The 22,160-nt window shown below is 60.7% G+C and carries 29 protein-coding genes and 3 pseudogenes; 20 read left to right on the top strand and 12 right to left on the bottom strand.

Annotated features, from left to right (window positions below; all coding sequences use genetic code 11):
- Nucleotides 1-188 precede the first annotated feature (188 nt).
- A complete protein-coding gene (locus FHT79_RS28205; RefSeq protein ID WP_183904567.1) occupies nt 189-1,694 on the top strand; it encodes a DegQ family serine endoprotease in 1,506 nt (501 codons plus the stop codon).
- Between the two features lie 134 nt (nt 1,695-1,828).
- Here FHT79_RS28205 and FHT79_RS28200 read toward each other — a convergent pair whose 3' ends face one another.
- Nucleotides 1,829-2,221, bottom strand: coding sequence for a hypothetical protein (locus FHT79_RS28200; RefSeq protein ID WP_183904566.1), 393 nt, complete (start codon nt 2,219-2,221; stop codon nt 1,829-1,831).
- Between the two features lie 53 nt (nt 2,222-2,274).
- The gene (locus tag FHT79_RS28195) at nt 2,275-2,679 is read right to left on the bottom strand and encodes a hypothetical protein (RefSeq protein ID WP_097595780.1); all 405 of its coding nucleotides are present in this window, start codon (nt 2,677-2,679) and stop codon (nt 2,275-2,277) included.
- 190 nt (nt 2,680-2,869) lie between these two features.
- On the opposite strand from FHT79_RS28195, the gene FHT79_RS28190 reads away from it, so the two are divergent.
- The 7 genes and pseudogenes from FHT79_RS28190 (at nt 2,870) to FHT79_RS28160 (ending at nt 5,554) form a co-directional block, all read left to right on the top strand.
- Complete coding sequence (locus FHT79_RS28190) at nt 2,870-3,169, top strand: hypothetical protein (RefSeq protein ID WP_047614147.1); 300 nt, start codon at nt 2,870-2,872, stop codon at nt 3,167-3,169.
- Between the two features lie 112 nt (nt 3,170-3,281).
- Nucleotides 3,282-3,545 (top strand): DUF1488 domain-containing protein, encoded by a 264-nt coding sequence (locus FHT79_RS28185; RefSeq protein WP_047614145.1) that lies wholly within the window; start codon nt 3,282-3,284, stop codon nt 3,543-3,545.
- A gap of 77 nt (nt 3,546-3,622) precedes the next feature.
- Nucleotides 3,623-3,980: pseudogene (locus FHT79_RS28180) on the top strand (hypothetical protein); the annotation flags it as partial.
- A gap of 74 nt (nt 3,981-4,054) precedes the next feature.
- Entirely contained in the window at nt 4,055-4,201 is a 147-nt protein-coding gene (locus FHT79_RS28175) for a hypothetical protein (RefSeq protein WP_183904565.1), read from the top strand.
- A gap of 325 nt (nt 4,202-4,526) precedes the next feature.
- Entirely contained in the window at nt 4,527-4,763 is a 237-nt protein-coding gene (locus FHT79_RS28170) for a hypothetical protein (RefSeq protein ID WP_018241121.1), read from the top strand.
- A 137-nt stretch (nt 4,764-4,900) separates the two neighbouring features.
- Nucleotides 4,901-5,083, top strand: a complete 183-nt coding sequence (locus tag FHT79_RS28165) for a DUF3606 domain-containing protein (protein ID WP_097542770.1) — start codon at nt 4,901-4,903, stop codon at nt 5,081-5,083.
- A 270-nt stretch (nt 5,084-5,353) separates the two neighbouring features.
- The gene (locus FHT79_RS28160; protein WP_097595784.1) at nt 5,354-5,554 is read left to right on the top strand and encodes a hypothetical protein; all 201 of its coding nucleotides are present in this window, start codon (nt 5,354-5,356) and stop codon (nt 5,552-5,554) included.
- Between the two features lie 708 nt (nt 5,555-6,262).
- Here the strand turns inward: FHT79_RS28160 and FHT79_RS28155 are convergent.
- The 4 genes from FHT79_RS28155 to FHT79_RS32255 all read right to left on the bottom strand — a co-directional run bounded on the left by FHT79_RS28155 (nt 6,263) and on the right by FHT79_RS32255 (nt 7,481).
- Nucleotides 6,263-6,448 carry a hypothetical protein gene (locus tag FHT79_RS28155; RefSeq protein ID WP_183904564.1) on the bottom strand — a complete coding sequence of 62 codons (186 nt, stop codon included), beginning with the start codon at nt 6,446-6,448 and terminating at the stop codon, nt 6,263-6,265.
- A gap of 179 nt (nt 6,449-6,627) precedes the next feature.
- Nucleotides 6,628-7,056 carry a hypothetical protein gene (locus tag FHT79_RS28150; RefSeq protein WP_028757021.1) on the bottom strand — a complete coding sequence of 143 codons (429 nt, stop codon included), beginning with the start codon at nt 7,054-7,056 and terminating at the stop codon, nt 6,628-6,630.
- A 16-nt stretch (nt 7,057-7,072) separates the two neighbouring features.
- Nucleotides 7,073-7,291 (bottom strand): hypothetical protein, encoded by a 219-nt coding sequence (locus FHT79_RS32260; protein WP_246714070.1) that lies wholly within the window; start codon nt 7,289-7,291, stop codon nt 7,073-7,075.
- Nucleotides 7,269-7,481 (bottom strand): hypothetical protein, encoded by a 213-nt coding sequence (locus tag FHT79_RS32255; RefSeq protein WP_246714069.1) that lies wholly within the window; start codon nt 7,479-7,481, stop codon nt 7,269-7,271. The genes FHT79_RS32260 and FHT79_RS32255 overlap by 23 nt, the downstream gene beginning before the upstream one ends.
- A 25-nt stretch (nt 7,482-7,506) precedes the next feature.
- Between FHT79_RS32255 and FHT79_RS32250 the strand changes: the two genes are divergently transcribed.
- Nucleotides 7,507-7,650, top strand: a complete 144-nt coding sequence (locus FHT79_RS32250) for a hypothetical protein (protein WP_246714068.1) — start codon at nt 7,507-7,509, stop codon at nt 7,648-7,650.
- 394 nt (nt 7,651-8,044) lie between these two features.
- Here the strand turns inward: FHT79_RS32250 and FHT79_RS28140 are convergent, their stop codons facing one another.
- Both FHT79_RS28140 and FHT79_RS32440 read right to left on the bottom strand, forming a co-directional pair.
- On the bottom strand, nt 8,045-8,518 hold the full coding sequence (locus FHT79_RS28140) for a terminase small subunit protein (protein WP_245434969.1): 474 nt from the start codon (nt 8,516-8,518) through the stop codon (nt 8,045-8,047).
- Between the two features lie 59 nt (nt 8,519-8,577).
- Nucleotides 8,578-8,703 (bottom strand): hypothetical protein, encoded by a 126-nt coding sequence (locus tag FHT79_RS32440; protein WP_280952222.1) that lies wholly within the window; start codon nt 8,701-8,703, stop codon nt 8,578-8,580.
- Between the two features lie 182 nt (nt 8,704-8,885).
- On the opposite strand from FHT79_RS32440, the pseudogene FHT79_RS28135 reads away from it, so the two are divergent.
- The 5 genes and pseudogenes from FHT79_RS28135 (at nt 8,886) to FHT79_RS28115 (ending at nt 11,817) form a co-directional block, all read left to right on the top strand.
- A pseudogene (locus tag FHT79_RS28135) lies at nt 8,886-9,133 on the top strand (BrnT family toxin).
- Complete coding sequence (locus FHT79_RS28130; protein WP_028757023.1) at nt 9,130-9,453, top strand: BrnA antitoxin family protein; 324 nt, start codon at nt 9,130-9,132, stop codon at nt 9,451-9,453. Before FHT79_RS28135 ends, FHT79_RS28130 begins: the two are co-directional and overlap by 4 nt.
- Before the next feature lie 265 nt (nt 9,454-9,718).
- Nucleotides 9,719-10,564, top strand: coding sequence for a dienelactone hydrolase family protein (locus FHT79_RS28125; RefSeq protein ID WP_183904598.1), 846 nt, complete (start codon nt 9,719-9,721; stop codon nt 10,562-10,564).
- Nucleotides 10,565-10,672: 108 nt separating this feature from the next.
- A complete protein-coding gene (locus FHT79_RS28120; RefSeq protein ID WP_183904597.1) occupies nt 10,673-11,269 on the top strand; it encodes an AAA family ATPase in 597 nt (198 codons plus the stop codon).
- A gap of 101 nt (nt 11,270-11,370) precedes the next feature.
- Nucleotides 11,371-11,817, top strand: a complete 447-nt coding sequence (locus FHT79_RS28115) for a hypothetical protein (RefSeq protein WP_246714067.1) — start codon at nt 11,371-11,373, stop codon at nt 11,815-11,817.
- A 107-nt stretch (nt 11,818-11,924) separates the two neighbouring features.
- Here FHT79_RS28115 and FHT79_RS28110 read toward each other — a convergent pair whose 3' ends face one another.
- The 3 genes from FHT79_RS28110 to FHT79_RS28100 form a co-directional block, all read right to left on the bottom strand.
- Nucleotides 11,925-12,299, bottom strand: coding sequence for a hypothetical protein (locus FHT79_RS28110; RefSeq protein ID WP_246714066.1), 375 nt, complete (start codon nt 12,297-12,299; stop codon nt 11,925-11,927).
- Nucleotides 12,300-12,548: 249 nt separating this feature from the next.
- Nucleotides 12,549-12,893: an antibiotic biosynthesis monooxygenase gene (locus FHT79_RS28105; protein WP_183904563.1), complete on the bottom strand. Its 345-nt coding sequence runs from the start codon at nt 12,891-12,893 to the stop codon at nt 12,549-12,551.
- A 52-nt stretch (nt 12,894-12,945) separates the two neighbouring features.
- Nucleotides 12,946-13,842: a LysR family transcriptional regulator gene (locus tag FHT79_RS28100; protein WP_183904562.1), complete on the bottom strand. Its 897-nt coding sequence runs from the start codon at nt 13,840-13,842 to the stop codon at nt 12,946-12,948.
- Nucleotides 13,843-14,063: 221 nt separating this feature from the next.
- On the opposite strand from FHT79_RS28100, the gene FHT79_RS28095 reads away from it, so the two are divergent.
- From FHT79_RS28095 to FHT79_RS28080, 4 genes are all read left to right on the top strand, one after another.
- Nucleotides 14,064-15,227, top strand: coding sequence for a mandelate racemase/muconate lactonizing enzyme family protein (locus FHT79_RS28095; RefSeq protein WP_183904561.1), 1,164 nt, complete (start codon nt 14,064-14,066; stop codon nt 15,225-15,227).
- Nucleotides 15,228-15,355: 128 nt separating this feature from the next.
- Nucleotides 15,356-16,147, top strand: coding sequence for an aldolase (locus FHT79_RS28090; protein ID WP_097595790.1), 792 nt, complete (start codon nt 15,356-15,358; stop codon nt 16,145-16,147).
- A 146-nt stretch (nt 16,148-16,293) separates the two neighbouring features.
- Nucleotides 16,294-18,207: an adenylate/guanylate cyclase domain-containing protein gene (locus tag FHT79_RS28085; RefSeq protein ID WP_183904560.1), complete on the top strand. Its 1,914-nt coding sequence runs from the start codon at nt 16,294-16,296 to the stop codon at nt 18,205-18,207.
- A gap of 139 nt (nt 18,208-18,346) precedes the next feature.
- The gene (locus tag FHT79_RS28080; protein ID WP_183904559.1) at nt 18,347-19,921 is read left to right on the top strand and encodes a carboxylesterase family protein; all 1,575 of its coding nucleotides are present in this window, start codon (nt 18,347-18,349) and stop codon (nt 19,919-19,921) included.
- An 88-nt stretch (nt 19,922-20,009) separates the two neighbouring features.
- Here FHT79_RS28080 and FHT79_RS28075 read toward each other — a convergent pair whose 3' ends face one another.
- Nucleotides 20,010-20,891: a LysR substrate-binding domain-containing protein gene (locus tag FHT79_RS28075; RefSeq protein ID WP_183904558.1), complete on the bottom strand. Its 882-nt coding sequence runs from the start codon at nt 20,889-20,891 to the stop codon at nt 20,010-20,012.
- Nucleotides 20,892-21,008: 117 nt separating this feature from the next.
- Here FHT79_RS28075 and FHT79_RS28070 point away from each other — a divergent pair, with 117 nt between their 5' ends.
- Entirely contained in the window at nt 21,009-21,713 is a 705-nt protein-coding gene (locus FHT79_RS28070; protein WP_063476699.1) for an SDR family oxidoreductase, read from the top strand.
- A gap of 93 nt (nt 21,714-21,806) precedes the next feature.
- Nucleotides 21,807-22,058: pseudogene (locus tag FHT79_RS28065) on the top strand (pyridoxamine 5'-phosphate oxidase family protein); the annotation flags it as partial.
- Nucleotides 22,059-22,160: the final 102 nt, after the last annotated feature.

Below are 22,160 nucleotides of genomic sequence, written 5' to 3'. Positions count from 1 at the left end.
GGCCGCGATCATATGAATCCCGAGCGCGAATTCTTCCATTCGCCCGGTCGCCGTCCCCCCGACGACTGCGCTGCGATGAAAGCAGTTGGCGCCAAACGCCATCCGACGCCAGGTCCCAGGACATGGAACCACGACGCCATCCAAAACCAACGCTCTCGCCAGGGACCACCGTCCAAGGGATCACCGCCATGTCACCTATCCTCCACAAACATCGCACCGCAGCTCTTGTCGGGGCCGCCATCATCGCCGGCGCCGCATGCCTGCCCTTTACGATCAATTCGTCCAGCGCCTTTGCCGCGCCTTCGGATGCCGGCGGCGTTCTCGCGCCGAGCGGCTCCTTCGCCTCCATCGTCGACGCCGACAAACCTGCCGTCGTCACCATCACGACGACCATGAAGGCGACCGATGTCAGCGCCGATCAGCAGGAGTCGCCGATGGACGAGCAGTTCCGCCAGTTCTTCGAGGATCAGGGCATCCCGCTGCCGCACCAGGCACCGAAAAACCGGCCTTCGCAGCAGGCCATGGCGCTCGGCTCAGGCTTCATCATCAGCCCCGACGGCGTGATCGTCACCAACAACCATGTCATCGATAATGCCGTCGACATCAAGGTGACGCTCGATGACGGCACGGAACTGCCGGCCAAGCTGATCGGCACCGACCCGAAATCCGATGTCGCCGTGTTGAAGATAGAGGCGGGCAAACCGTTGCAGACCATCGCCTGGGGCGATTCCGATAGGCTGAAGCTCGGCGACCAGATCCTGGCGATCGGCAACCCCTTCGGCATCGGCACCACGGTGACGGCAGGCATCGTCTCGGCGCGCGGCCGTGACCTGCACAGCGGGCCCTATGACGATTTCATCCAGATCGACGCGCCGATCAACCATGGCAACTCAGGCGGGCCGCTGGTCGACCGCAGCGGCAATGTCGTCGGCATCAACACCGCCATCTATTCGCCGAACGGCGGCAGCGTCGGTGTCGGCTTCGCCATTCCTTCCGACGAGGCCAAGGCAATCGTCGCCAAGCTGCAGAAGGACGGTTCGATCGATCACGGCTATCTCGGCGTGCAGATCCAGCCGGTCACCAAGGATGTCGCCGATGCCGTCGGCCTCGATAAGGCAGACGGCGCGCTGGTTGCCGCCGTTGCCGCCGATACGCCGGCCGCGCGTGCGGGCGTGAAGCCCGGCGATATCGTCACTGCGGTCGGCGGCCAGACCGTCAAGACGCCGAAGGACCTGTCGCGGCTGGTGGCCGACCTGTCGCCGGGCGCCAAGGAAGCTCTCAGCGTCTGGCGCGACGGCAAGACGATCAATCTCAACGTCACCGTCGGCACCAATGAGGCCGGCCAGAAGCAGGCGGCAGCCGAAAGCCCCGACACTCAAGGCCAGAGCAGCGGCCAGCCGAGCCTCGGCATCGGTCTTGCCGATCTGACGCCCGACGTGCGCCAGCAGCTCAAGCTGCCGCGCTCGATCAGCGGCGCGGTGGTCGCCGACGTCAACCCGGACAAATCGGCCGCCGCCGCCGGCATTCAGTCCGGCGATGTCATCGTCTCGGTGAACGACAGGCCGGTCCACAATGCCCGCGACGTCAAGACCGCGATTGCGGAGGCCGGCAAATCAGGCCGCAAATCGGTGCTGCTGCTCGTCGAACGCGACGGCAACAAAACCTTTGTCGCCGTGCCCTTTACCGCGGCCTAAGATGGCCGCGACGGCAACAAGACCTTCGTCGCCGTGCCGTTGGGGCTGCGTGAGGTCGCCTGAGCTGTGCCATGAAATGGGAAGCCTGCCTGGAGCGGGCTTTTCGACGGACCGGCAGTCCGTTCCATTTCCGCTCAGGGAGATTTCAGCTTCGTCGCCTTGGCGCGAATGCGGGATTTGCCTTTTTGGCGGTTTGCCTCTTGCTGCTTGATCGCATCGGATTGGCTGCGTTGCGCGGCCTCCAATTGCTGCCGCGTCGGCAGATCATGCTCGTAAGTGGGAGCGCTGAATGCCGTCGCGTTGTCGAAGGGACCTTTATGCGTGCGGGCCACGCCATAGGCCTGGTCATCAGGGCTATCAATCCCCTGCTCCGTCGACGGTGACCGGGCGTGACGGGCCTGGCTTATCAGATCGTCGGCAGTCGGGCTGACCGTTGCGCTGTTGCGCACGGCGGTGATCTTGCGTTTCCCGATCCCGTCCCTTTGATCGGCGTGATTGCGAGGCATGTCTTCTTCCTTGTTCGTCATGTCATCGCGACGATCGACCGGGGCTAGCCGGGCGACGTCGCTGCAAGATCCGTTCAGGGGATCTCGAACACGCGTTCAGGCAGTCTGGTCTTCGGAAAACGGTAGCCCAACGGCCGTAGCGATGCGGTCGTGGGCCCAGGCGCCGTATAGCGCGCGATCCGATAGGCTTTCGTCGGGGCGCCGCCGTCATCCTGCCATCTTGCAAAAGAGCCATCCTCCATCGCCTGAGGAAGCGGACCGGAACTCAGCTGCGTTGCCAGATACATTTTCAGAGCCGATTTCAGCGCAGCCTCATCGACGATGCCCGTCTGGAAACAATGAATGAGAAAACTCGTCGCGCGGATCTCGCCATCATCGGTCGCGTAAGTTTCGCCGCCACGAAAGCCGGCCTTTCGCAGGATGCGATCGAGCATCCTCAAATTGTCGATATCGAAGAATTGGTCAGATGTGGAAGACATGCGTCCTCCTTCGTTGGGGCTAGGGTTTACTGGCGCTAGTATTCACTGGCGCGCCCCAAGCAGCGGTGCCCGCTTCGTGCCCGCCGATGGATCAGCTTGCGCTCTTTGCCACCTGACCGCAACCTCATTCGGCAGCAGCCATTGATAAAGCCGTGGCGGAACCCATTTTAGATAGAGGAGGATACGCATCATGCAGTTCAACGATGAAGCGACCCTCACAAAGCCGTCAGCACTGGCGGTGGAAAGACGTGCGCTCGTCAACCACCTGAGAGAAGCGATCGCCCGCCTGACGCACGGGCTGGCAGCAGCAGGTTTGGTCGAATTCGTGCCGCCGCTGCTGGAGATCAACAAAGTTCTCCACGACATGACGGACGAAATCTCCCGTGCCGATTCTCTCTATTCGGATGAGGTCATCACGGGCACGATGCGCTTGATCAAGACATCGGAAGCCTTGCTTGAAAGCCGGGTCATCGTGCAAACCATCCATTAAGACCTGCAGACGGCCGGACAGGCCGGCAGGCTGATCGCCATCGTGCATCCATTATCATCGCCAGGCCCGAGGTCCTCACATCGACTCGTGCCCACTTCCAAGGACAACCGCAATGGCACTTATTTTTCCCAACAGAAGCCGCAGCTTCGACGAAGCCAGAAAAGGTGTCCGCTTCACCGGCTATGACGGCATGTTCGAGGTCAGGTTTCTGGTCGAAGACGCGGCCCTCGGCAGCGCGATCACGCGAGACTCTTCCGAGGCCGCCTACCTCAATGCCTTCGATGCCGCGCGCTCCTCGATTCAGGAAGCCGCATCGAGAGTCTATCAGCATCGGCGTGGCAACAACTTCACCCTTAGGGCCGAAGATTTTCGCTAATCGCTGGAAAGCATCGCGCCGGCAAGCTGAAACGGCCATCGTCCTGGTGTTGCCGGACGACTGGGGGAGCAAAACTCATGGTCTCGACCCGATACCGCCCGAAAGACCTGAAGCTGGCACGTCGCCATGTGGTGAAGGCCGCGCGCCGCGTTGCCGATCAGGAAACGGTGGTCAGGAGACTGTCGCTCAAGGGCAGCCCCGCGGGACTGGCCTACGCGCTGTTGGGCAGGCTCTATGACGATCAACGGCGGAAACTCGATCGGCTGAAACTGATCGAAGCGATGGTTGAGGTAAAAGCGCAATCCTGTCCGGAGGCACCCAGCCGCCCGGACATGCCCGCGCCGCGCTGTGCGATCGTGCGCCTCTTTGCGATCTCAGCCGGACCGCCACTTCGCCACGACTTGTAGCGCCGACGATTGGAGCCCATATCTGCTATGGCGGCAGTTTGTGAACGGGCGCTGCCACCAGGGGTCGTCAGAGTTCCCCAGCCCCAACCAAGGGAGGGCATGATGCCTTCCACGGTAAACATTCATTCCTGGAAAAGCCTGGCCCGGCATATCGGCAAGTTCAGATATATCGACTTTCTGGTGAAATTGACGCCGGCAATCAGCCTCGCCTTTATCGTTTATATCGTTTTCAAGGACGTCTTCTGGTAGGCATCGGAACGCCCAATGACGGACAGAGACGCCGTTATTGCCTGAAGACGGCCCTCTCCCCGATATCCTTCGGCAGTTCGATTGAGATGGTATCGGGGCGGCAATTGGTTTAACATGCGGCCGTTCAGACCTGCCGCGCCTTGATCCTTGATTCGCAAGGCGGCGCTGCTGCATGATATATGGAACTCCAGACAGACACCCCAGCTAAACGCTGTCCGATACCAGCCTTTCCCATAGGGGCGCGGATTGCTTGATGCATCTTACCGACGTGGCCTGCTGAACCGGCACCGCGTTGAATGCCACGCGACCACCCATAGGGAAAACGATGACAGACGCACCCGAGAATGAAGCGCTTTTCAACATCACCGGGCACTATGTGCAGGAATTGAAGGCCGTTCTTCAAAGCGAGAGCATTGTCGAAGGCACCGACTACGAAAACAGCGCCTTCAACGAGAAACGACGGGCGGAAGGACTGCACCTGCTGCGCTTCCACAAGACCGGCACGGCAGCGCAGGCCACGCAGATCTGGGAAAAACATATGACGGCCCGGGCGCATCGATAGGGCGGAAGAAGCCAAGTCTTCGACGGACACCGAGTTGAGATTGCCGGTTCTCCGATCCCCGATCCGGAGACGATAGGTGCTGGTATGCGCCGACATGGACTGATGGCCAGCCCAACATTTCCACGGAAGGAAAAATCATGACCAATGACAAAGCGAATAAGGTCCAGCCCGCCAAAGCGGCTGCGACTGACGGCCCCTACGATGTCATCTACTTCGCGAAAAAACACCGCATTTCCAACGAGGATGCCAGGACCATCATCGAAAAGCACGGCGCCAATCGCAAAGAAGCAGACAAGGCCGGCCGCCGCATCAGCGTCTGACCGAAGACAGCCTCGGAGGCGCCACCTCTTATCGCAATCCGGACTGCGGCAGCCTCCGATGCCACGATGCAACATCAGCGGACGAATTAACCCTACTGGCTTACCTTAATATCAGCGCGCGCTTGAATACGTCGCGGCCTATGCCATCGTATTCTTACGATAGTCATTCTGGTTCCCGCGAGCGACGCTCCACCGAGACCAAGGCTTGGTTCTTCCGGGGATTGAGCAACTGACGCATAGGGCGCAGCAACATCAAATGGAGGGTATGCCATGAACAACGTATTGGAATTTCGTGCCAAATGCCCGCATGCCGACAGCCTTTCGGACTGCCGGGAAGCACTTGAACCCGCCGTCATGAAGATCGTCAGCGACGCCGTCAGCAGGGGATACACGGCCGCGGAAGCCGCCATGGTGGTTGCCGACATCGCCGACGATTACATCCTGATGCTGTCGCGCCAACTGCGGCACTGATAGGCTGCCCGGCGCGCAGCTGTGCCGTCGTGAGCCATTTCACATGCGGACGTCGACACATAAACACACACCTGCGTCTTCGAAGGGCTGAACCTCCAGACGCCGATGACGAACGACAGACGGCTTCGCCCGCTGGCGATCGCCGAGATGCAAAGCCGCATCCGTCATCCCGTTTGAAATCAGTGGACCGCGCAGCAACTGCAGGGGTAGCAGTGGGTACAGGAGACGAAACCTGCCGCGCGATCCGCGGGCAAAACCCCCGATATTGGCGGAAGTTCCCGGCAGAGATCCCACACCACACCCCTCGGGAAAACCGACAGGGGGATAATAGACAACCTGTCCGGGCACGACGGCAGCCGTCATACAGACAGGCTCCGGCCAAACGAAAATCGACGGCCACATCCCGCGCCAACAAAAACCCCGCCGGAGCGGGGCTTTCAGCGCAGCGAAGCGGAAAGAGCCGAACAATCGGCTCATGTGCAAGCAAGATCGATCATTTCAAAACCCGGCAACAATACCTCTTTCGCGAGCGTTTGCGGCACTGCTCTGTTCCGCTCAATCTTTGAATCATTGCTGTAATGCCGCGTGAAACAATCAGATGCGCCGTCCCCTCGCGTTAAAGCGGCTTAGCCTTGATGAAAACTGAACCGCTCCAACCTTTGTTACGCACGTCCCGACGGAAACCGCTTCGCAGTTTCCCGAAATTCTCTAACGCCACCTTGGCTGCCGCGGCGGAGCATTGGCCTGGATTTCATGGAGCGGCGCCCGAGACCCGAGAAGTTTCTTCAGCTTCTTCTCCTCCGCCGGGCCGATCCCAAACTTGCGGCAATGCTCGGCAACATCGTACTCTCGCGGGCCGGGAATGCGAACTTGGCGATTGCTCATGGTTTTCATGGCCGTTTCCTCCTGAGAGGAAAACCAACAGGCCGCCGATTTGTTCGTTAGCGATGCCTAAAATTTAGGGTTTGGTTGGTTGGATTTGGCAACGTAGCTCCGCCGACCAAAAAACGGCTGCTTGAGGCGTGCTGCGAGTGCGATGGAGTGCGAAGCCGCGGACAATCGGCGCCCTCAACTCAACTGATCTTCAACCAATGTCGCAACGCCGCCACCGCGCCATCGCTCGCATAGGCAATAATGCCGCCGATCGTCAGCCCGGCAAAGGCGATCAGCCCGGATAAGCCGTAACCGATCGATTTCATCCGTTTCCACTCTTCAAGCGCCGGCGCGACCGTCTCCTGGTTCTTCTCGACGGTCTCTTTAAGGCTCTTGATCTCCTGGCGGATCTGCGCATCCGCGCCGCCGCTGATCGCCACGCTGGTATCGAGATGGGCGATCTGTCTGGCTTGCTCATCGAGCCGCGCGTGGATCACGGCGCGGCTGTCGTGCGCGTTGGTCTTTTCGTCGCTGACCTCCCTGCGCAGAAGCGCGACATTGTCCTCGATGCCTGTCAGCCTGCCCTCGACACGCCCGAGCGCGCGGAGGATATCGTCATTGGATGTCATCGCTCTCGGTGCTCACCTAGGGATAAAATTTCAGCTTTTCGGACTGGGGAATGCCATTGGCGACACGGTCGATCACAGTGCCGTAGGGATGAACGCCATCCGGCGTGACGCTGGGGCGCACGATGGAGCCGACTGGCAGCACCGTGGCGCGCGGGATCGGGATTGTGATGGTGTTACCGGAGATGCTGCCGATCGACGTGGTCGACAGGCGGTCAATGCCATCCGGCCCCGGCATAGGTGTTGATCTCTGCTCCGGCGATCGACTCGTCGCAGCAAGCATTCGTTTTCGCAAGAATGTCGTTACGAAGGCGCCATTTGCCGGAAGCATCCGTGCCATCTGCCGGCCACGTGTTGTTGGCCGAAAAGTTTTGATACTCCGCCCGGAGATAGAGGTCGTTGGCGCTGACCGTGCCTGTTGCCGGCATGGTGGCAGATCCCGCGAAATTGTAAGTGAAACTGTTCGGCCCGGTGACCGTGATGATCACATTGCCGTTACATTCTGTCTGCGTGGCGCCGGAGATCGAAACCGTCTGCCCCGTCGCCAACCCATTGATGCCGGAGGCGATCGTTGCGGAGGCCAACGGTGCCGACTGATGTCAGCGGGACTGTGCGGGTGGAGACAGTGCGGCCGAGCAGCGGAAGGCAACGATCTTGACGCCGGAATGCCGCCGCCCATAGCTGGACGGAGCGGGCATGGCGAAGCACCCGCTTCCAGTCGGAGACGAGTTGCATGGGAAGCTCCAGATCGTGATGGAAGAGAAAAACGCGCGCCGAAGCGAGCCGTTGCCAAGTGTTGCAGTTCCGCACTCGACTCATCGCTGGAGCGGTGTTTCAGTAGCGACGCCTAAAGTTTGGAGTTGGCGATGTACTACGAGTGGAACGAAGCCAAAGCGAGACGACTGTATCTGATCAAGTTCGCCTCGGTCTGGCTGGCTGCTATCTCACTGGCATTTTTTCCCGTCTGGTGGCTAGTACAAGAAACCACGTTCTAGCCCGTCAAGGCGCGGCCGTGCCGCGCAAGACAGCCATCGCCATCGATATCCCTTCGACATGTTCCGGTCACGCCATGATCGAGCTCGACCTTGGCCCCATATTTCTTCGGCTTCAGCGTCTCGGCGACCCATTGGCGGGTGGCGATGCGCAGCTGCGACCGCCGTATCGCCTCGCCATTCTCCTGCCAGCCGGTGGTCTCGCCGGCGGCATTCTTCTTCTCGATCCAGTCATTGCTGCGATCGTCGGCGATCTCGACCATCTCGTCGACGAAATCGTCGGCCAGGAGCTCGCGCGCCAGGGCGTAGCGTGCCCGAAACGCCGCCTTCTCCTCGTCCGCCAGCCAGGACGGCACGGTCGATTTCGCCGGCATGTCCTCGTCACGGCAGATCGACCGCAGGCTTTCCCTGTCGGCGATGCGCTCGCAGATCTTCTCGGCGATCGCCTGGCTGAACTTGATCGGTCTTCCCATGAGGCGCTGCCGCCGAATTCTCTAAAAAAGCGCGACGATATTGGATGCCGTGGTCCCGGTCAGCGCCACGACGCAATGGCAACGTCGCCCGCCGTGCCGATATCAAGCGCACGCGCACCGACGATGGCGGTATCGTTCGGCGTCACCACGGCGGCCCGCGAGGCCGGAGCAATCGAGGCGAACATTGCTGTTCTCCTTGAAGAGGGGAGCTTTATCTTGAGGCGGCGTGAAGTGGTGCCATCCCGCGCTTTCGCGCAGGATCGCTCCGTCGCTTGGGGGCAAATTTGGGTTGGACAGCGTCCAACTGAATTTATTTTTGTATGTACGCATATTTGCATGACGTCGCGAATTAATGTACATACAAGTGGTGAAAATCACCTGGGACGAAGCAAAGAGGATCGCCAATCTTCAGAAGCATGGCCTCGATTTCGGAGACGTGTATTTCTTCGACTGGAAGATGCAGTGATTACCGCCAGCCACGGCGGCCGCTTCAAGGCCATCGGCTATTATGAGGACGGAACCGCCGTCGTCGTCTATGCGCTGCTTGGCAGCGAGGCCGTTTCGCTCATCAGCTTTCGCCCAGCCAGCAACACTGAAAGGAAGGTGCTTTCGTGACCGCTAAATATCCCGTCAAGAAGGAATTTCAGCCCGGCCATGGCTACTCGAAAGAGGATTGGGATGCAGTCGATGGTCCCGAACTCACCGATGAGGAGCTTGCATCGACCCGGCCGGCGGTAGAGATCCTTCCGGATGCGTTTTTCGACCATGTCGACGAGATACGCAGAGGCAGAGGCCGACCGACGCTCGAACAGACGAAGCAGACCATCACCATCCGGCTCGATCCTGATGTGATCGCACACTACCGGTCAGGCGGAAGAGGATGGCAGAGCAGGATCAACGATGATCTGAGGAAGCTGTCCGGACTTCAAAAATGACCGGTCCGCAAGCCTTAGCCAGGCGCATACGACAGGAGAGCGTTGCCGATTTGGTGGACATCCCCCTGGGTTCAAATCTCGCAGCCCGGATTTACGGTAGTCATAAACGACCTGCCAGGGGGTGATCAAGCGCTTTTGGCCGCCACGCGCGGTAATTTAATCCACCCAATCCAACCCGATCGGCAGCCGAACGCCTCCCGCTTTGCGCGCCTCTCGGGCCCGGCGTATAATCTGCAGGCTGTTGATCCAACGGTGGAGAAGTTCAGTGAAAACCACGAGACTTTTTCTTTGCCTTGCCGCTTTTCTCGGCGTCACGTTCGCCGCAAACCCGGCTGATGCCGACGAACTGGTTCACTTCGAAAGCGCGCCCGTCAAGCTAAGCCCGTTTCGAATAAGCAAGGCGAGGGAACAGGGAGAAATTCTTTCTCAACCGCAGGGTACGCCATTGCTGGGATATCTATCCCGCCCCGGGGGTGATGGCCCCTTCCCGGCGGTCGTCTTCCTGCATGGATGCGAGGGCATGCGGTTGAGCGTCAAGGACCTTTGGCCGAAACGGCTGGTCGCATGGGGCTATGTCGTGCTGGTCGTCGATAGCTTCACCACCCGCCACATCAAGGACCCGTGTCAAAGCCATCTCCCCGATCGCGTCTTCGACGCCTATGGCGCTTTGAATTTCTTATCGAAACAAAGCTTTGTCGATATCAGGCGCGTTGCCCTGATGGGCTTTTCAACGGGCGGCACCGCGACGCTGGAGGGAACAAAAATCGAAGGCAACGAACAGCTGATGGACCGCAAGTTCACCGCAGCGGTTGCCTACTATCCCCTCTGCGCGGCAACGCAGGGCGATGCGACGGTGCCGATCCTGATTTTAACCGGCGACCGAGACAATTGGAGCCCGGCCGACCGATGCCGGAAGAGGCTTGCCAAGCTGAGTGACGCCAGCCCACCCATCGAGCTCAATATCTACAAGGGTACCTATCACGATTTCGACGCCCCGGAGTTTAAGGTGGGAAGGCGGGTGCTGGGTCACATCGAAAAATACAATCCGGACGCCGCAGGAAAGTCCATCCGCAGCGTTCGCACATTCCTTCAAACCTACCTGTCGAACTAAAGCCCGAAGTCTGTCTGCTGTGGCATCCGATGAGCACTCATTGCGGCATTCGGTATATCGCCTATTCTGCGCCTCACATGATCCCTCGGCACCTGAAGGCATAGGATGATGCGTATCTTTATTTTGCTGATCGGTTTTCCGGGCGTTGGAAAACTGACGATCGCAAGGGAGTTGCAAAGCCTGTCCTCGGCGAAAGTCATCGACAATCACTGGTTCAACAACCCGGTTCTGCGTCTCCTGGACGATGATGGAACGGGCCACCTTCCTGAAGGAATATGGGATTATACGGGACGAATTCGGCAAACCGTGTTGGATGCAATTGCCGAATACACCACCCCTTCCGCCAACTTCATCTTCACGCATGCCGGCCGGGATGGTGATCAGCGCAGTCTTCGCACCTACCAGCAGTTCGCCGATGCCGCTCGGCAATGCGGGGCTGTCCTGGTGCCCGTGAGACTTCTCTGCGACGAAGATGAGCTGGCACGCCGTATCTCCATGCCCGCGCGCCGCAACGATCTGAAAGCGACCGATGCGCAAGCCTCCAGGGAGAGAAGCCGGCGGGACAAGGTTTTTGATCCGAAGCATCCCAACACCCTGGTCTTGGACGTCACATCCACGCCGCCGCCAGAGAGTGCAGCCGCAATTTGGCAGCACGCTCTAAAGTCACTTGCCAACAGCATCGAGACCGCCCCGTCAAACGTTTAGTTGAATGTCCACGGAAGGCAATTCGAAGCAACCAGCTACGTGGGTGTCATGGGCGTCGATACTCAAGGCGCCGTCCGACACCTAACCGCAGGAACTGAACATTGACACAACCCGCAGCCGATAAGGTCCGCTTCGAATTTGTTACGCAATGTCCAAGGGATGATGGCTGCGGCGTTTTCGTCTTGCAGATGTTGACGGGCAAACCCTACGACCAAATTGCCAGCATGATCGATTGGGGCGTTCAGACCAATCATTACACAACCTGGAAAGAACTGCGCGGCGTCCTGAGCGCGTTGGGCTGGCAGACTGGCGGATTACGCAAAGCCGAGAGCTGGGACGATGTTTGCGGGGTAGCGGTAGTCCATGTCGAAGGAGACCACTTCATCCTCTATGACGCCGATAACGGCATCTTCTATGATCCTGGGCAACCAGATGGCCCCGATCTGCATAGCCGCCTCGTTCCTATGAACTACCTTCCGGTGCAATGCCCGTGGCTGGTGGAGGCCAGCTTGGATCCTCGGCTCAAGCCCGAGGAAGACGGAGGGTGAGGTCGAGACCTTCATCCCCAAACCTGCCTCCGGCGGGAGATCCTCGCCGGCTATCTCAGTCACATCCCATCGAATCAAAATACCGGATCGTGTCAGCGGTTGCGTGCCTAGGGCAGTTCACCAAGCACGACGTAGGTTCTTGCGCGCAGTCCGATCTTCACAAAGCCTGCAGATTGACCGCTGGCGCAATCGTGTGGGGCAAAACCCTTCGGCAACATCTCCTCGGCCGATGAGGAAATCTCGTGCTTTGCCAAGACGTCAAGCTTTTGGGACCGTTTGAACGGGGCGAGCTCGATTGTTTCCTTCCCAACGAGCACGAATGCAAAATGGCCCTCATCCGCAACGTAGTTGTTCGCGGCGAGATACATGTTCACTCTGGCGGCGAACGCATCGTTGGAATGTAATCGGTCTTGGTAGGGCTGGAGCAGGCAAACCGCCTGGGCATCAAGACGATAGAGTCGAAAACTTCGCGGCTTGGCCAATTGGGATGTTCTTAAAAGCCGCATCATCCAAGGAGCCGGCATTGGCCGACGGCCCGTAAACAATCCATGCCAGCGACGCCAATAAACCAATAAATCTCACGAAGTTCATCCGCGCCCGTACCTCCTGCGTCGACACTCGATACAACCCTGTGTTGGCAACACAGTCAACAAGCCCCTTCGCACCCCCACCCTCCGTCATCCCAGGCCCGAGCCTGGGATCCATACCTGCGGCCGATGGCGGGGCAAGGATCATCGCGGTTTGGCGATATCCGCTTCGAATCCATAAGCTCTTTGAACGAGGGCGACGCGGATTTCATAGCGCCTATACCAGTCAGTCCGGCCCCGGCGTTGCGCCTCGACGTGATCGATAACCGCTTTCCAGGCCCGGATGCTTTCCTCGTCCCGCCAATAAGAGTTGATGATGCCGAAACCGTCGGCACGGCGGGCGCTTTCGAAACCCAGGAAGCCGGGTTGCTGCTTCGCCAGCTCCACCATCGCAGCGCCGACGTCGCCATAGCCGTCTTCGACCTCGGTTCGTTGCGATGAGAAGCAGACGACGTAATAGGGTGGCGCAGGCAAGCTAGCGATCGACATGCCAACCTCTCGTTGCTGATCCACACGGATCATTGCACCATGCGCCGTCAGGTCAATCCCTGCTGCACACCAGGGTCCAGAAGCTCTCGGCGATTTCGGTCATGCGCGCCCGCGGCCTCATCAGGACGATCTGCACGTCGACGGCCCACTCCCCAGACCCGGCGAAGGCGAGCCGGCCGCCGGGGCCAGTCTCGTCGCTTGCAAGGCTCAGCGGAATCCAGGCAACGCCCTTTGCCTCGATCGCCAGCGCCTTCAGGGCCATGGCGAGGTGTGAGGTGAACACCGTGTCGAGACGCAGCGACTGCATGCGCTGGGAAAGGTTTGCAGCCAGGATGCGCCCCATGCCGGACTTTTCTTCGAAGGCGAGAAGCGGAACGCCCGTCGTCCCGGAGAGGCTGTAAAGCGGCTCTCCGTCCTTCTTTCGGGCGCAGACCGGGACGAGCCGGTCGGCATCGAGCACGACATGGCGATAATTTTGCATGTCCAGCCGGATGCCGCTGTGTTCCTGGTAATGACACAGCAGGAACTGGGCCCGCCCTTCCAGCATGATCTTCTCGCATTCGTTCATATTGTCCGAGAGCAGCCGGATGGGCATGGCGGCGGCGCTGTGCCCCAACCCTTGAATCCAGGAGGGGAAAAAGATGAAGGAGAGCGCGTGGGTGGCCGCGAAGGTGACGGTCGATGTCGCCGCCTTGATCTGCGCGAGATCGCGGGCGGCGCGTTCAAGCCTTGCGGCAATATCGCTCGCCGCCTCCAGCATCAGCTCTCCCGCCGGCGTCAGCTTCAGCCGGTGTGTCGAGCGATCGACCAATTCCCACCCGCACCATTCTTCCAGCGCCTTGATGCGACGTCCGAAGGCGGGCTGGGTGATGTTGCGCCGTTCCGCCGCTCTCGAGAAGTTCAGCGTTTCGGCAAGAGCCTGGAGGTCGGCGAGCCATGCGGTCTCCACGGAAGGTTCCTTTGACGGTTGCAGTGCCATGTCAACACTAAAAAGACGGTATAGCGCCTGACAAATCAATGTTTCTTTGCGGTTCTCTGCCTGTTTGCGCAAAGTGATGATGCCGAAACGGCACTGATAGAACCCGCATCGGCATTGGACGCGCCGACCGCCGCGCATCAAAATGAAACCATCGTCATCAGCCGCCTTCGGCGAAGGGAATGGAGCCCGTCATGCGCATCATCGACATCTGCGAGGTCACGAAGCCGATCGCTTCACCGATCCGCAACGCCTATATCGATTTCAGCAAGATGACCGCCAGCCTGGTTGCCGTCGTCACCGATGTCGTCAGGGATGGGCGTCGCGTCGTCGGTTATGGCTTCAACTCCAATGGCCGTTACGGCCAGGGCGGCTTGATCCGCGAGCGCTTCAGGGACCGCATCCTCGAAGCAGCACCCGAAAGCCTGATGAACGAGGCCGGCAGCAATCTCGATCCGCACAGGGTCTGGGCGAGGATGATGACCAACGAGAAGCCCGGCGGCCATGGCGAGCGCTCGGTCGCCGTCGGCACCATCGACATGGCGGTCTGGGACGCGGTGGCCAAGATCGAGGGCAAGCCGCTGTTTCGTCTTCTCGCCGAGATGAAAGACCGGGAGGCCAACCCGAAGGTCTTCGTCTATGCCGCTGGCGGATACTACTACCCCGGCAAGGACAACAGCGCTCTGCGGGCGGAGATGCGGAGCTATCTCGACCGCGGCTATACCGTCGTCAAGATGAAGATCGGCGGCGCGTCGATCGACGAGGACCGGGGCCGCATCGAAGCCGTGCTGGAGGAGATCGGTTCGCAGGCGCAGCTTGCGGTCGACGCCAACGGGCGCTTCGATCTGGAGACCGGCATCGCCTATGCGAAGATGCTGCGCGACTATCCGCTGTTCTGGTACGAGGAGATCGGCGATCCGCTGGACTACGCTCTGCAGGCCGCCATCTCCGAATTTTACGACGCACCGATGGCGACCGGCGAGAACCTGTTCTCCCATCAGGATGCCCGCAACCTGCTGCGTTACGGCGGCATGCGGCCGGACCGCGATTACCTGCAGTTCGACTGCGCCCTTTCCTACGGCCTGGTCGAATATTTGCGCACACTCGACGTGCTGCGTCAGTTCGGCTGGTCGCCGTCGCGCTGCATCCCGCATGGCGGCCACCAGATGTCGCTCAACATCGCGGCCGGGCTCGGCCTCGGCGGCAACGAAAGCTATCCCGATCTGTTCCAGCCCTATGGCGGCTTCCCCGATGGCGTCAAGGTGGTCGATGGCCATATCCTGATGCCCGAGCTGCCGGGCATCGGCTTCGAAGGCAAGTCGGAGCTGATCAAGGTCATGCGCGAATTGGCTGAATGAAAATATGCCCGCCCTGCACAGGATATGAAGCGAACCATCTTTGCGCCCAGCCGGCTTGATGCCAGACCAATCCGGGCGTAATCCAGAACACAGCCCCTCTCCTTCCGACACCAATCCGAGACGACCCCATGGCGCACTCCCTCAACACAGCCCCATCGCCCGCCGGCGGCCCCAACCAGCCGAAACTCGATACGGATGACATCTGGCAGGCTCGCGTCGATCTTGCCGCCTGTTTCCGGATGGCGGCGCGGCTCGGCATGGAGGAAGGGATCTGCAACCACTTCTCGGCCGTCGTTCCCGGTTACGACGACCTGTTCATCGTCAACCCTTACGGCTACGCGTTTGCCGAGCTGACGGCCTCGATGCTGCTGATCTGCGATTTTCACGGCAACGTCGTGTCGGGCAGCGGCCAGCCCGAGGCGACCGCCTTTTACATCCACGCCCGGATTCACAAGAACGTTCCCCGTGCCAGGGCGGCGTTCCACACCCATATGCCTTATGCCACCGCCCTTTCGATGACGGAGGGCGATCCGCTGATCTTTGCCGGGCAGACCGCCTTGAAATTCTACGGGCGCACGGCCGTCGACCGCAACTATAACGGCCTGGCGCTCGACGCGCGCGAGGGCGACCGGATCGCGGCTGCGATCGGCGATGCCGACATCGTCTTCATGAAGCATCACGGGGTGATGGTCTGCGCACCCAATATCGCCGAGGCCTGGGACGATCTCTATTATCTCGAGCGCGCCTGCGAAGTGCAGACGCTCGCTTTGTCGACCGGACGCGAAGTCCTTGCCGTCGCACCGGAGATCGCGCAAGCGGCGTATCGGCAGATGCGCGAAGGCGACCCGGAATCGGCCCGGCTGCATCTGGAGTCGGTGAAGCGCGCGCTCGATCGCAGCGAGCCCGAATACAAGCGCTGACACCGCCCGCGCAACCCCGCTGATCCCAATCGTTTTCGGCACTGACTTCGCCGCCTTGTGCAAGCTTTCAAAAAGCGGTTAGCTTGAAATCGTTGGGAGTGCTCGTTCCTGCCCGGCAAGGCAGGAGAGCATTCGAGGGAAATCCCGTGGGCTGGTCCAAACCCTTAAGACTGCATCTCGGCGTCCTGGTCGTCGCATCGCTGCTGTGCACGTCGGCGCCGATCATCTGGATGGCATTCAGCCACGGAAGCGATGCCGCGGTCAGCGCGGGCGCGAAGCAGATGCGCGAGATGAGCCTGCGGCTGATCGAGGGATATCGCAATACGCTGCAGGGAGGCATCGAGGCGGTCGCACTCGCATCGACCCTGCCGCAGCTCGCCTCCCCGCCGCCTCGGGATATCGACGCGAAACAGCAATTCTTTCTGGAGGTCCTGCGAAACGTCCCCAACGCGACGAGCATCTACACCGGCTATGCCGACGGCTCATACCTGCAGGCCATCAACACCGAAAGGCAGGATGTCCGCCGGACCCTCGCAACCCCGGATGGCACGGCCTTCGCGATCCGCACGATCGCCGGGCGACAGAGCGCCGACGTCATCTCGACGCTTCGCTTTCTCGACAGCCAGGCAAGAGAGATCGCCGAGCGCGACGTCGAAGTCGCATCCTTCGATCCGCGGCAACGCCCGTGGTATCAATCCGTCGTCCAGGACGGTTTGCCTGTCTCCGTCGGCCCCTATATCACCGGCACGCTCAATGTTCCGACGCTGACGATCGCCGCGCCGATGTGGAATGATGGTCAGGTGGTCGTCGGCATCAACATTCACCTGCAGACCATCAGCCGCCTGCTGGACACGCGCGAGATTTCGCCGCATGCCCGTGCTTACATCATCGATGGCAGCGGTGATCTCGTCGCCCATTCCGACCCCGATATCATGAACAGGATCATCGGATTGTGGTCGAGGACATCGGGGGGCTTTGCCGCGAGTGCAAACAGCTTCGACGCGAGCCTTAAAACCGTGGCGAGGTTGCGGCAGGATCCGGCCTTTGCCGCCGGCGGCCTGGCGCGGGTCGATTTCGATGGCGAAAGCCATCTGGTGCAGCTCGCCCCCGTCAGCGTCTCCGGCCTGTTCCAGGGAAGCGTGGCCGCAATCGTCGTGCCGCTGGAGGACCTGGTGGCCGAGGCCAATCGGCTGCTCCTGCACAATCTCCTCATCGCCAGCGCCTTCGTGATAGCAGGTGTCGCCGCATCGGTGCTGCTGTCGCGCATGGTCAGCCGCTCCCTCTATCGTCTCGCCGACGAGGCGCGCAGGATCGGCGATCTCGACATCGGCGAAAAGCCCATGTCGCATTCCTGGATATCGGAGATCAACACGCTGGCGAGCGCGCTGGCGGCCAGCCGTCATGCCATCAGCCAGTTTGCCCTCTATGTCCCGCGTGAAGTCGTCCGGCGGATCATCGATCCCGAGGCAAGAACGCTCGTCAAGGCGAAGCGGCAGGATGTGACGGTGCTGTTCACCGACATCAGAGACTTCACCACCATCTCCGAGCTCAACTCACCCGAGGATGTGGTCGATACGCTGTCGGCCTATTTCGAACTCCTGAACACCATCGCCGAGCGCCATGGCGGCACCGTCGTGCAATATCTCGGCGATTCCATTTTCGTCATGTGGAACGCCCCCGTTCCGGATACCATGCATGCCGAAAACGGCTGCCGATGCGCGCTTGCCATGAAAGCGGCGGTGGACGGCCTGAACGAAGCCAATCGCTTGAACGGCCGCCCCGAACTCTTCACCCGCTTTGGCTTGCACACCGGCCCGGCGGTCGTCGGCAGCTTCGGCGCGATCTCGCGTCAGCAGTACACGGCCATGGGCGATACGATCAATGTCGCCTCACGCCTGGAAGGATTGAACAAGGACTTCAACACCTCGATCCTGGTCAGTGCGGCCATACACGACACTGTGGCCGACCGCTTCGAGCTTCGTCCGCTCGGCCTCGCGCAGATCAAGGGACGGGCCGAGAAGGTCGATATATGGGAACTGGTCGGGAATATCGGCGAATGAAGCGTGGCGCGAGCCTTCAGGGCTGAAGGCGATACCGACGATGCCTGCCGCTTCCGGACTTTGGTCGACGTCGGATGGACGCTGTTCGATGCCGCTCTATCGGAGTATTTTACCCTGAACCTGGCGGTTGGAGGGTGCAGTGTTTGTGAAACGCAGTCACAAGTTTCTGCTCTTTTTCGCGGTCGCATCCTGTCAGATGACTTTCGCGCCACGCTTGGGTGCGGCGGACGACACCGTTACAATCGACAGCGGAACTCTGAAGGGTGAGAGGTCGGGCTCAGTCGTCAGCTTCAAAGGCATTCCTTATGCGGCGCCACCGGTCGGTGATCTGAGATGGCGAAATCCCCGACCGATGAAGCCCTGGAGCGGGACCAGGGATGCCCGCGATTTCGGTCCGTCCTGCATGCAGACCGACGACCTGCCGAAGTCGGAGGATTGTTTGACGCTCAATGTCTGGACACCCGCCAAGCGCTCCAAAACACCGCTCCCGGTGATGGTCTGGATTTACGGCGGCGCTCTTGTTCATGGAAACACCCCTCAATATCCCGGTGGTCAGCTGGCCGCCCGCAGAGTCGTGTTCGTCAGCATGAACTACCGCATGGGGCGGCTCGGCTATTTTGCCCATCCGGCGCTGATAAAGGAATCCCCCGACGAGCCCGTCGGCAACTATGGCTACATGGATCAGCTTGCAGCCTTGAAATGGGTCCAGCAAAATATCGAAGCCTTCGGCGGCGATCCGAAGAAAGTGACGATCTTCGGCGAGTCGGCCGGTGGCGGCTCGGTGATGGCGCACATGATATCGCCGTTATCACGGGGGCTTTTCCGCGGCGCCATTCTCCAGTCACCGGGTCTCCCGACCGCGCGTGCGCAGAGCACTCCCTTGTCACCGTTGAAAGAAGCAGAGAAAACCGCCTTGGACTATGCGGGTTCTCTTGGCATCAATGGTCGCGATGCCGACGCTCTCAAGGCCCTTCGGGCGCTGCCTGCGGAAAAACTGACCGAAGGCGCATCGGCACCAGAGGTGATGGCGGGAATGTCGACAGGCAAGCCGGTCATCGGCATCTCCGGCTCGATTCTTGACGGACGGTTTTTGCTCGAAACGCCGGAAGCGGCTTTTGCGGCAGGCCGTCAAGCGCCGGTTCCGGTCATCGTCGGGGCAAATAGTCGTGATCTCGGTATCGGTGAGGCCGCGACGAAAGACGATCTCTTCGCCCTGTTCGGCAACCATGCGGCCGAAGCCCGGACGCTCTATGATCCCACAGGCCAAGAGGCCCTCGATGAGTTGACGCAGCAGGTTCTGGCCGACAAAACGCTTGTCGAACCGTCTCGCCATCTCGCTGACGAGATGATCCGCGCGGGTCAACTGACGTGGTGGTATCGTTTCTCCTATGTCGCCGAGGCTCTCCGCAACGATCCGACATGGAAAGGCACTCTGCACGGCTTCGAAATTCCCTATACGCTCAACATCCCAAACGCCCTGGTGAAAGACAAGGTTACACCGGCCGACTGGGCCATGGCCACATTGGCGAGTGCCTACTGGGTTCAATTTGCAACGAGCGGTGACCCCAATGGCGGCTCATGGCCAAGATGGCCTCACCACGACCCATCCGTCGGCAGGGTCTTCGACTTCACCAATCGCGGCGCGACGTTCGGAGCCGATACGCTGAAACCCAGGCTCGACCTCTGGCAAAGATACTGGGAGGAAAAGAAATGACGGGGTTGGTGCCTGTCGCCTGGTGTGTTGCCTTCCCCATACGGCCGCTTCCCGAACATGTGGCGACTGACGGAAGATGAGCAGACAGTCAGCCCTGCACCTCCGACCATAGCCAATCCTGAAGCTTGTCCACCGCTTCCGACTTCCGGTAGCGCGGCTTCACCAGATAGAAGCCCGCCCGCGCTCTGAGCACGCCATCGAAGACCTGCCGCAGCCTGCCTGCCTCGATATCGGTCGAGACGAAAGCCCGGGTCGCCATGGCGATGCCTTGTCCGGCGATCGCGGCTTCGATCGCGTGCGATGTCTGCGAGAAGCTGATGCCGCGAAACAGCGTGGGATCGCCGCCGCCGAGGAAGCGGTCGATATATTCCGGCCAGAAATTGTGCACGTCGTGCAGCAGGGTGTGGCGCGTGAGTTCACCGGCATTGTGCGGCTCGCGGCCTGCCGGGACGAGGCCCGGATTGCAGACCGCAATGATGTCCTGCTCGAACAGCAGCTCGGCGGCAAGGCCGGGACCGAAGGGCGGCGTGCCGTAGCGGACAGCGAGATCGACGCCATCCGTCTGGAAGCTGGAGATTCGATCGGTGGCGAGGATGTGCAGGTCGTGGCCGGGATGTTTGGCGGTAAAGTCCGGCAGGCGCGGTATCAGCCATTTCGAGGCGAAGGTCGGCGTCGTGCTGACGGTCAGTTTCACCGGCTGCGGCTTCAGGTTGGCGGTGGCATTGGCAAGCAGTTCGAAGGCGCGCCTGACGTCGGCGACATAGCTGCGCCCCTCGCCCGTCAGCGCCAAGGATTTCGGCAGGCGCTCGAACAAGGTCACCCCGAGTTCCGCCTCCAGCCCGCGCACATGCTGGGCGACCGCGCCCTGCGTCACGCCGAGTTCTTCGGCGGCGAGCCGGAAGTTCAGATGCCGCGCCGCCACATCGAAGGCCCTGAGAGCGTTGAGGGATGGGAGATTGCCGATGGACATTCGATAGTTTTTCTACAGGGATATTTCAGGAAAACTGGTTCGCTCTCATTGAAGGCGCATGGTATTCGAAGGATCAAGGCCCGGCAATGGGCGTAAAATCGAGCAGGGATGGCGACGATGGCAGTAGAAAAGGTAGCGATCATTACGGCTGGCGGCAGCGGCATGGGTGCGGAGGCGGCAAGGCGGCTGGCGGCCGACGGCTTCAAGGTCGCCATCCTGTCCTCGTCCGGCAAGGGCGAGGCGCTGGCCAACGAACTTGGCGGCATCGGCGTGACCGGCTCGAACCAGTCCAACGACGACCTGAAGCGGTTGGTCGACGCCTGCATGGAAAAGTGGGGCCGGATCGACGCCCTCGTCAACAGCGCCGGTCACGGGCCCCGTGCACCGATCACCGAGATCACCGACGAACAGTGGCATACCGGCCTCGACATCTATCTGATGAATGTCATCCGTTCGGTTCGCCTGGTCACGCCGATCATGCAGGCGCAGAAGTCGGGCGCGATCGTCAACATCTCCACCGCCTGGGTGGCCGAACCGTCGGCAATGTTCCCGACCTCGGCCGTCTTCCGCGCCGGGCTTGCCGCCTACACCAAGATTTACGCCGATACCTTTGCGGGCGACGGCATTCGTATCAACAACGTGTTGCCGGGCTGGATCGACAGCTTGCCGGCGACGGAGGAGCGCCGCGACAGCGTGCCGATGAAGCGCTACGGCACCAGCGCCGAAGTGGCCGCGACGATTTCCTTCCTCGTTTCCGAAGGGGCGGGTTATATCACCGGCCAGAGCCTCAAGATTGACGGCGGCCTGACCCGGTCTGTCTGATCGGGATCGCTTTCAACGCTGGGGGAGAACAGCGATGTGCTGCTGGATCGTCAAAGACGGCGAGACAAGGAATGCCAAGGTGGAGGCGGCACGGTGACCCTCGCCGAGGTAGATGCATCGGCCTGGGCCGAACTCGAAGGCGCGACTACCGATCCGCAGTCGGCCTTCCGCTACCTGAACCTGTGTTCGGTCGATGCCGGCGGCCGGCCGCAGGCCCGCATGGTCGTGCTGCGGCGCGCGGATGCGGCGCGGCGCATCCTGGAAATCCATACCGATGTCAGAAGCCCGAAATGGCAGGAAATATCGGCCAACCCTTCGGTCGCCATCCTCGGCTTCGGCCCGCAGTTAAAAGGTAAGCATCCGGTGATTGCCGCACCTGGCGCTGATGGTGTGTAGGTTCAGCGGTCTGACTGAAGTGCCGCGACGGCTCTTGCCGCCTTATCGCAG

This window comes from Rhizobium sp. BK212, from assembly GCF_014197475.1.
GTDB classification, from domain to species: domain Bacteria; phylum Pseudomonadota; class Alphaproteobacteria; order Rhizobiales; family Rhizobiaceae; genus Rhizobium; species Rhizobium anhuiense.
Note: the sequence above shows the minus strand (reverse complement) of the source record. Positions and strands in the feature narration are given on the sequence as shown.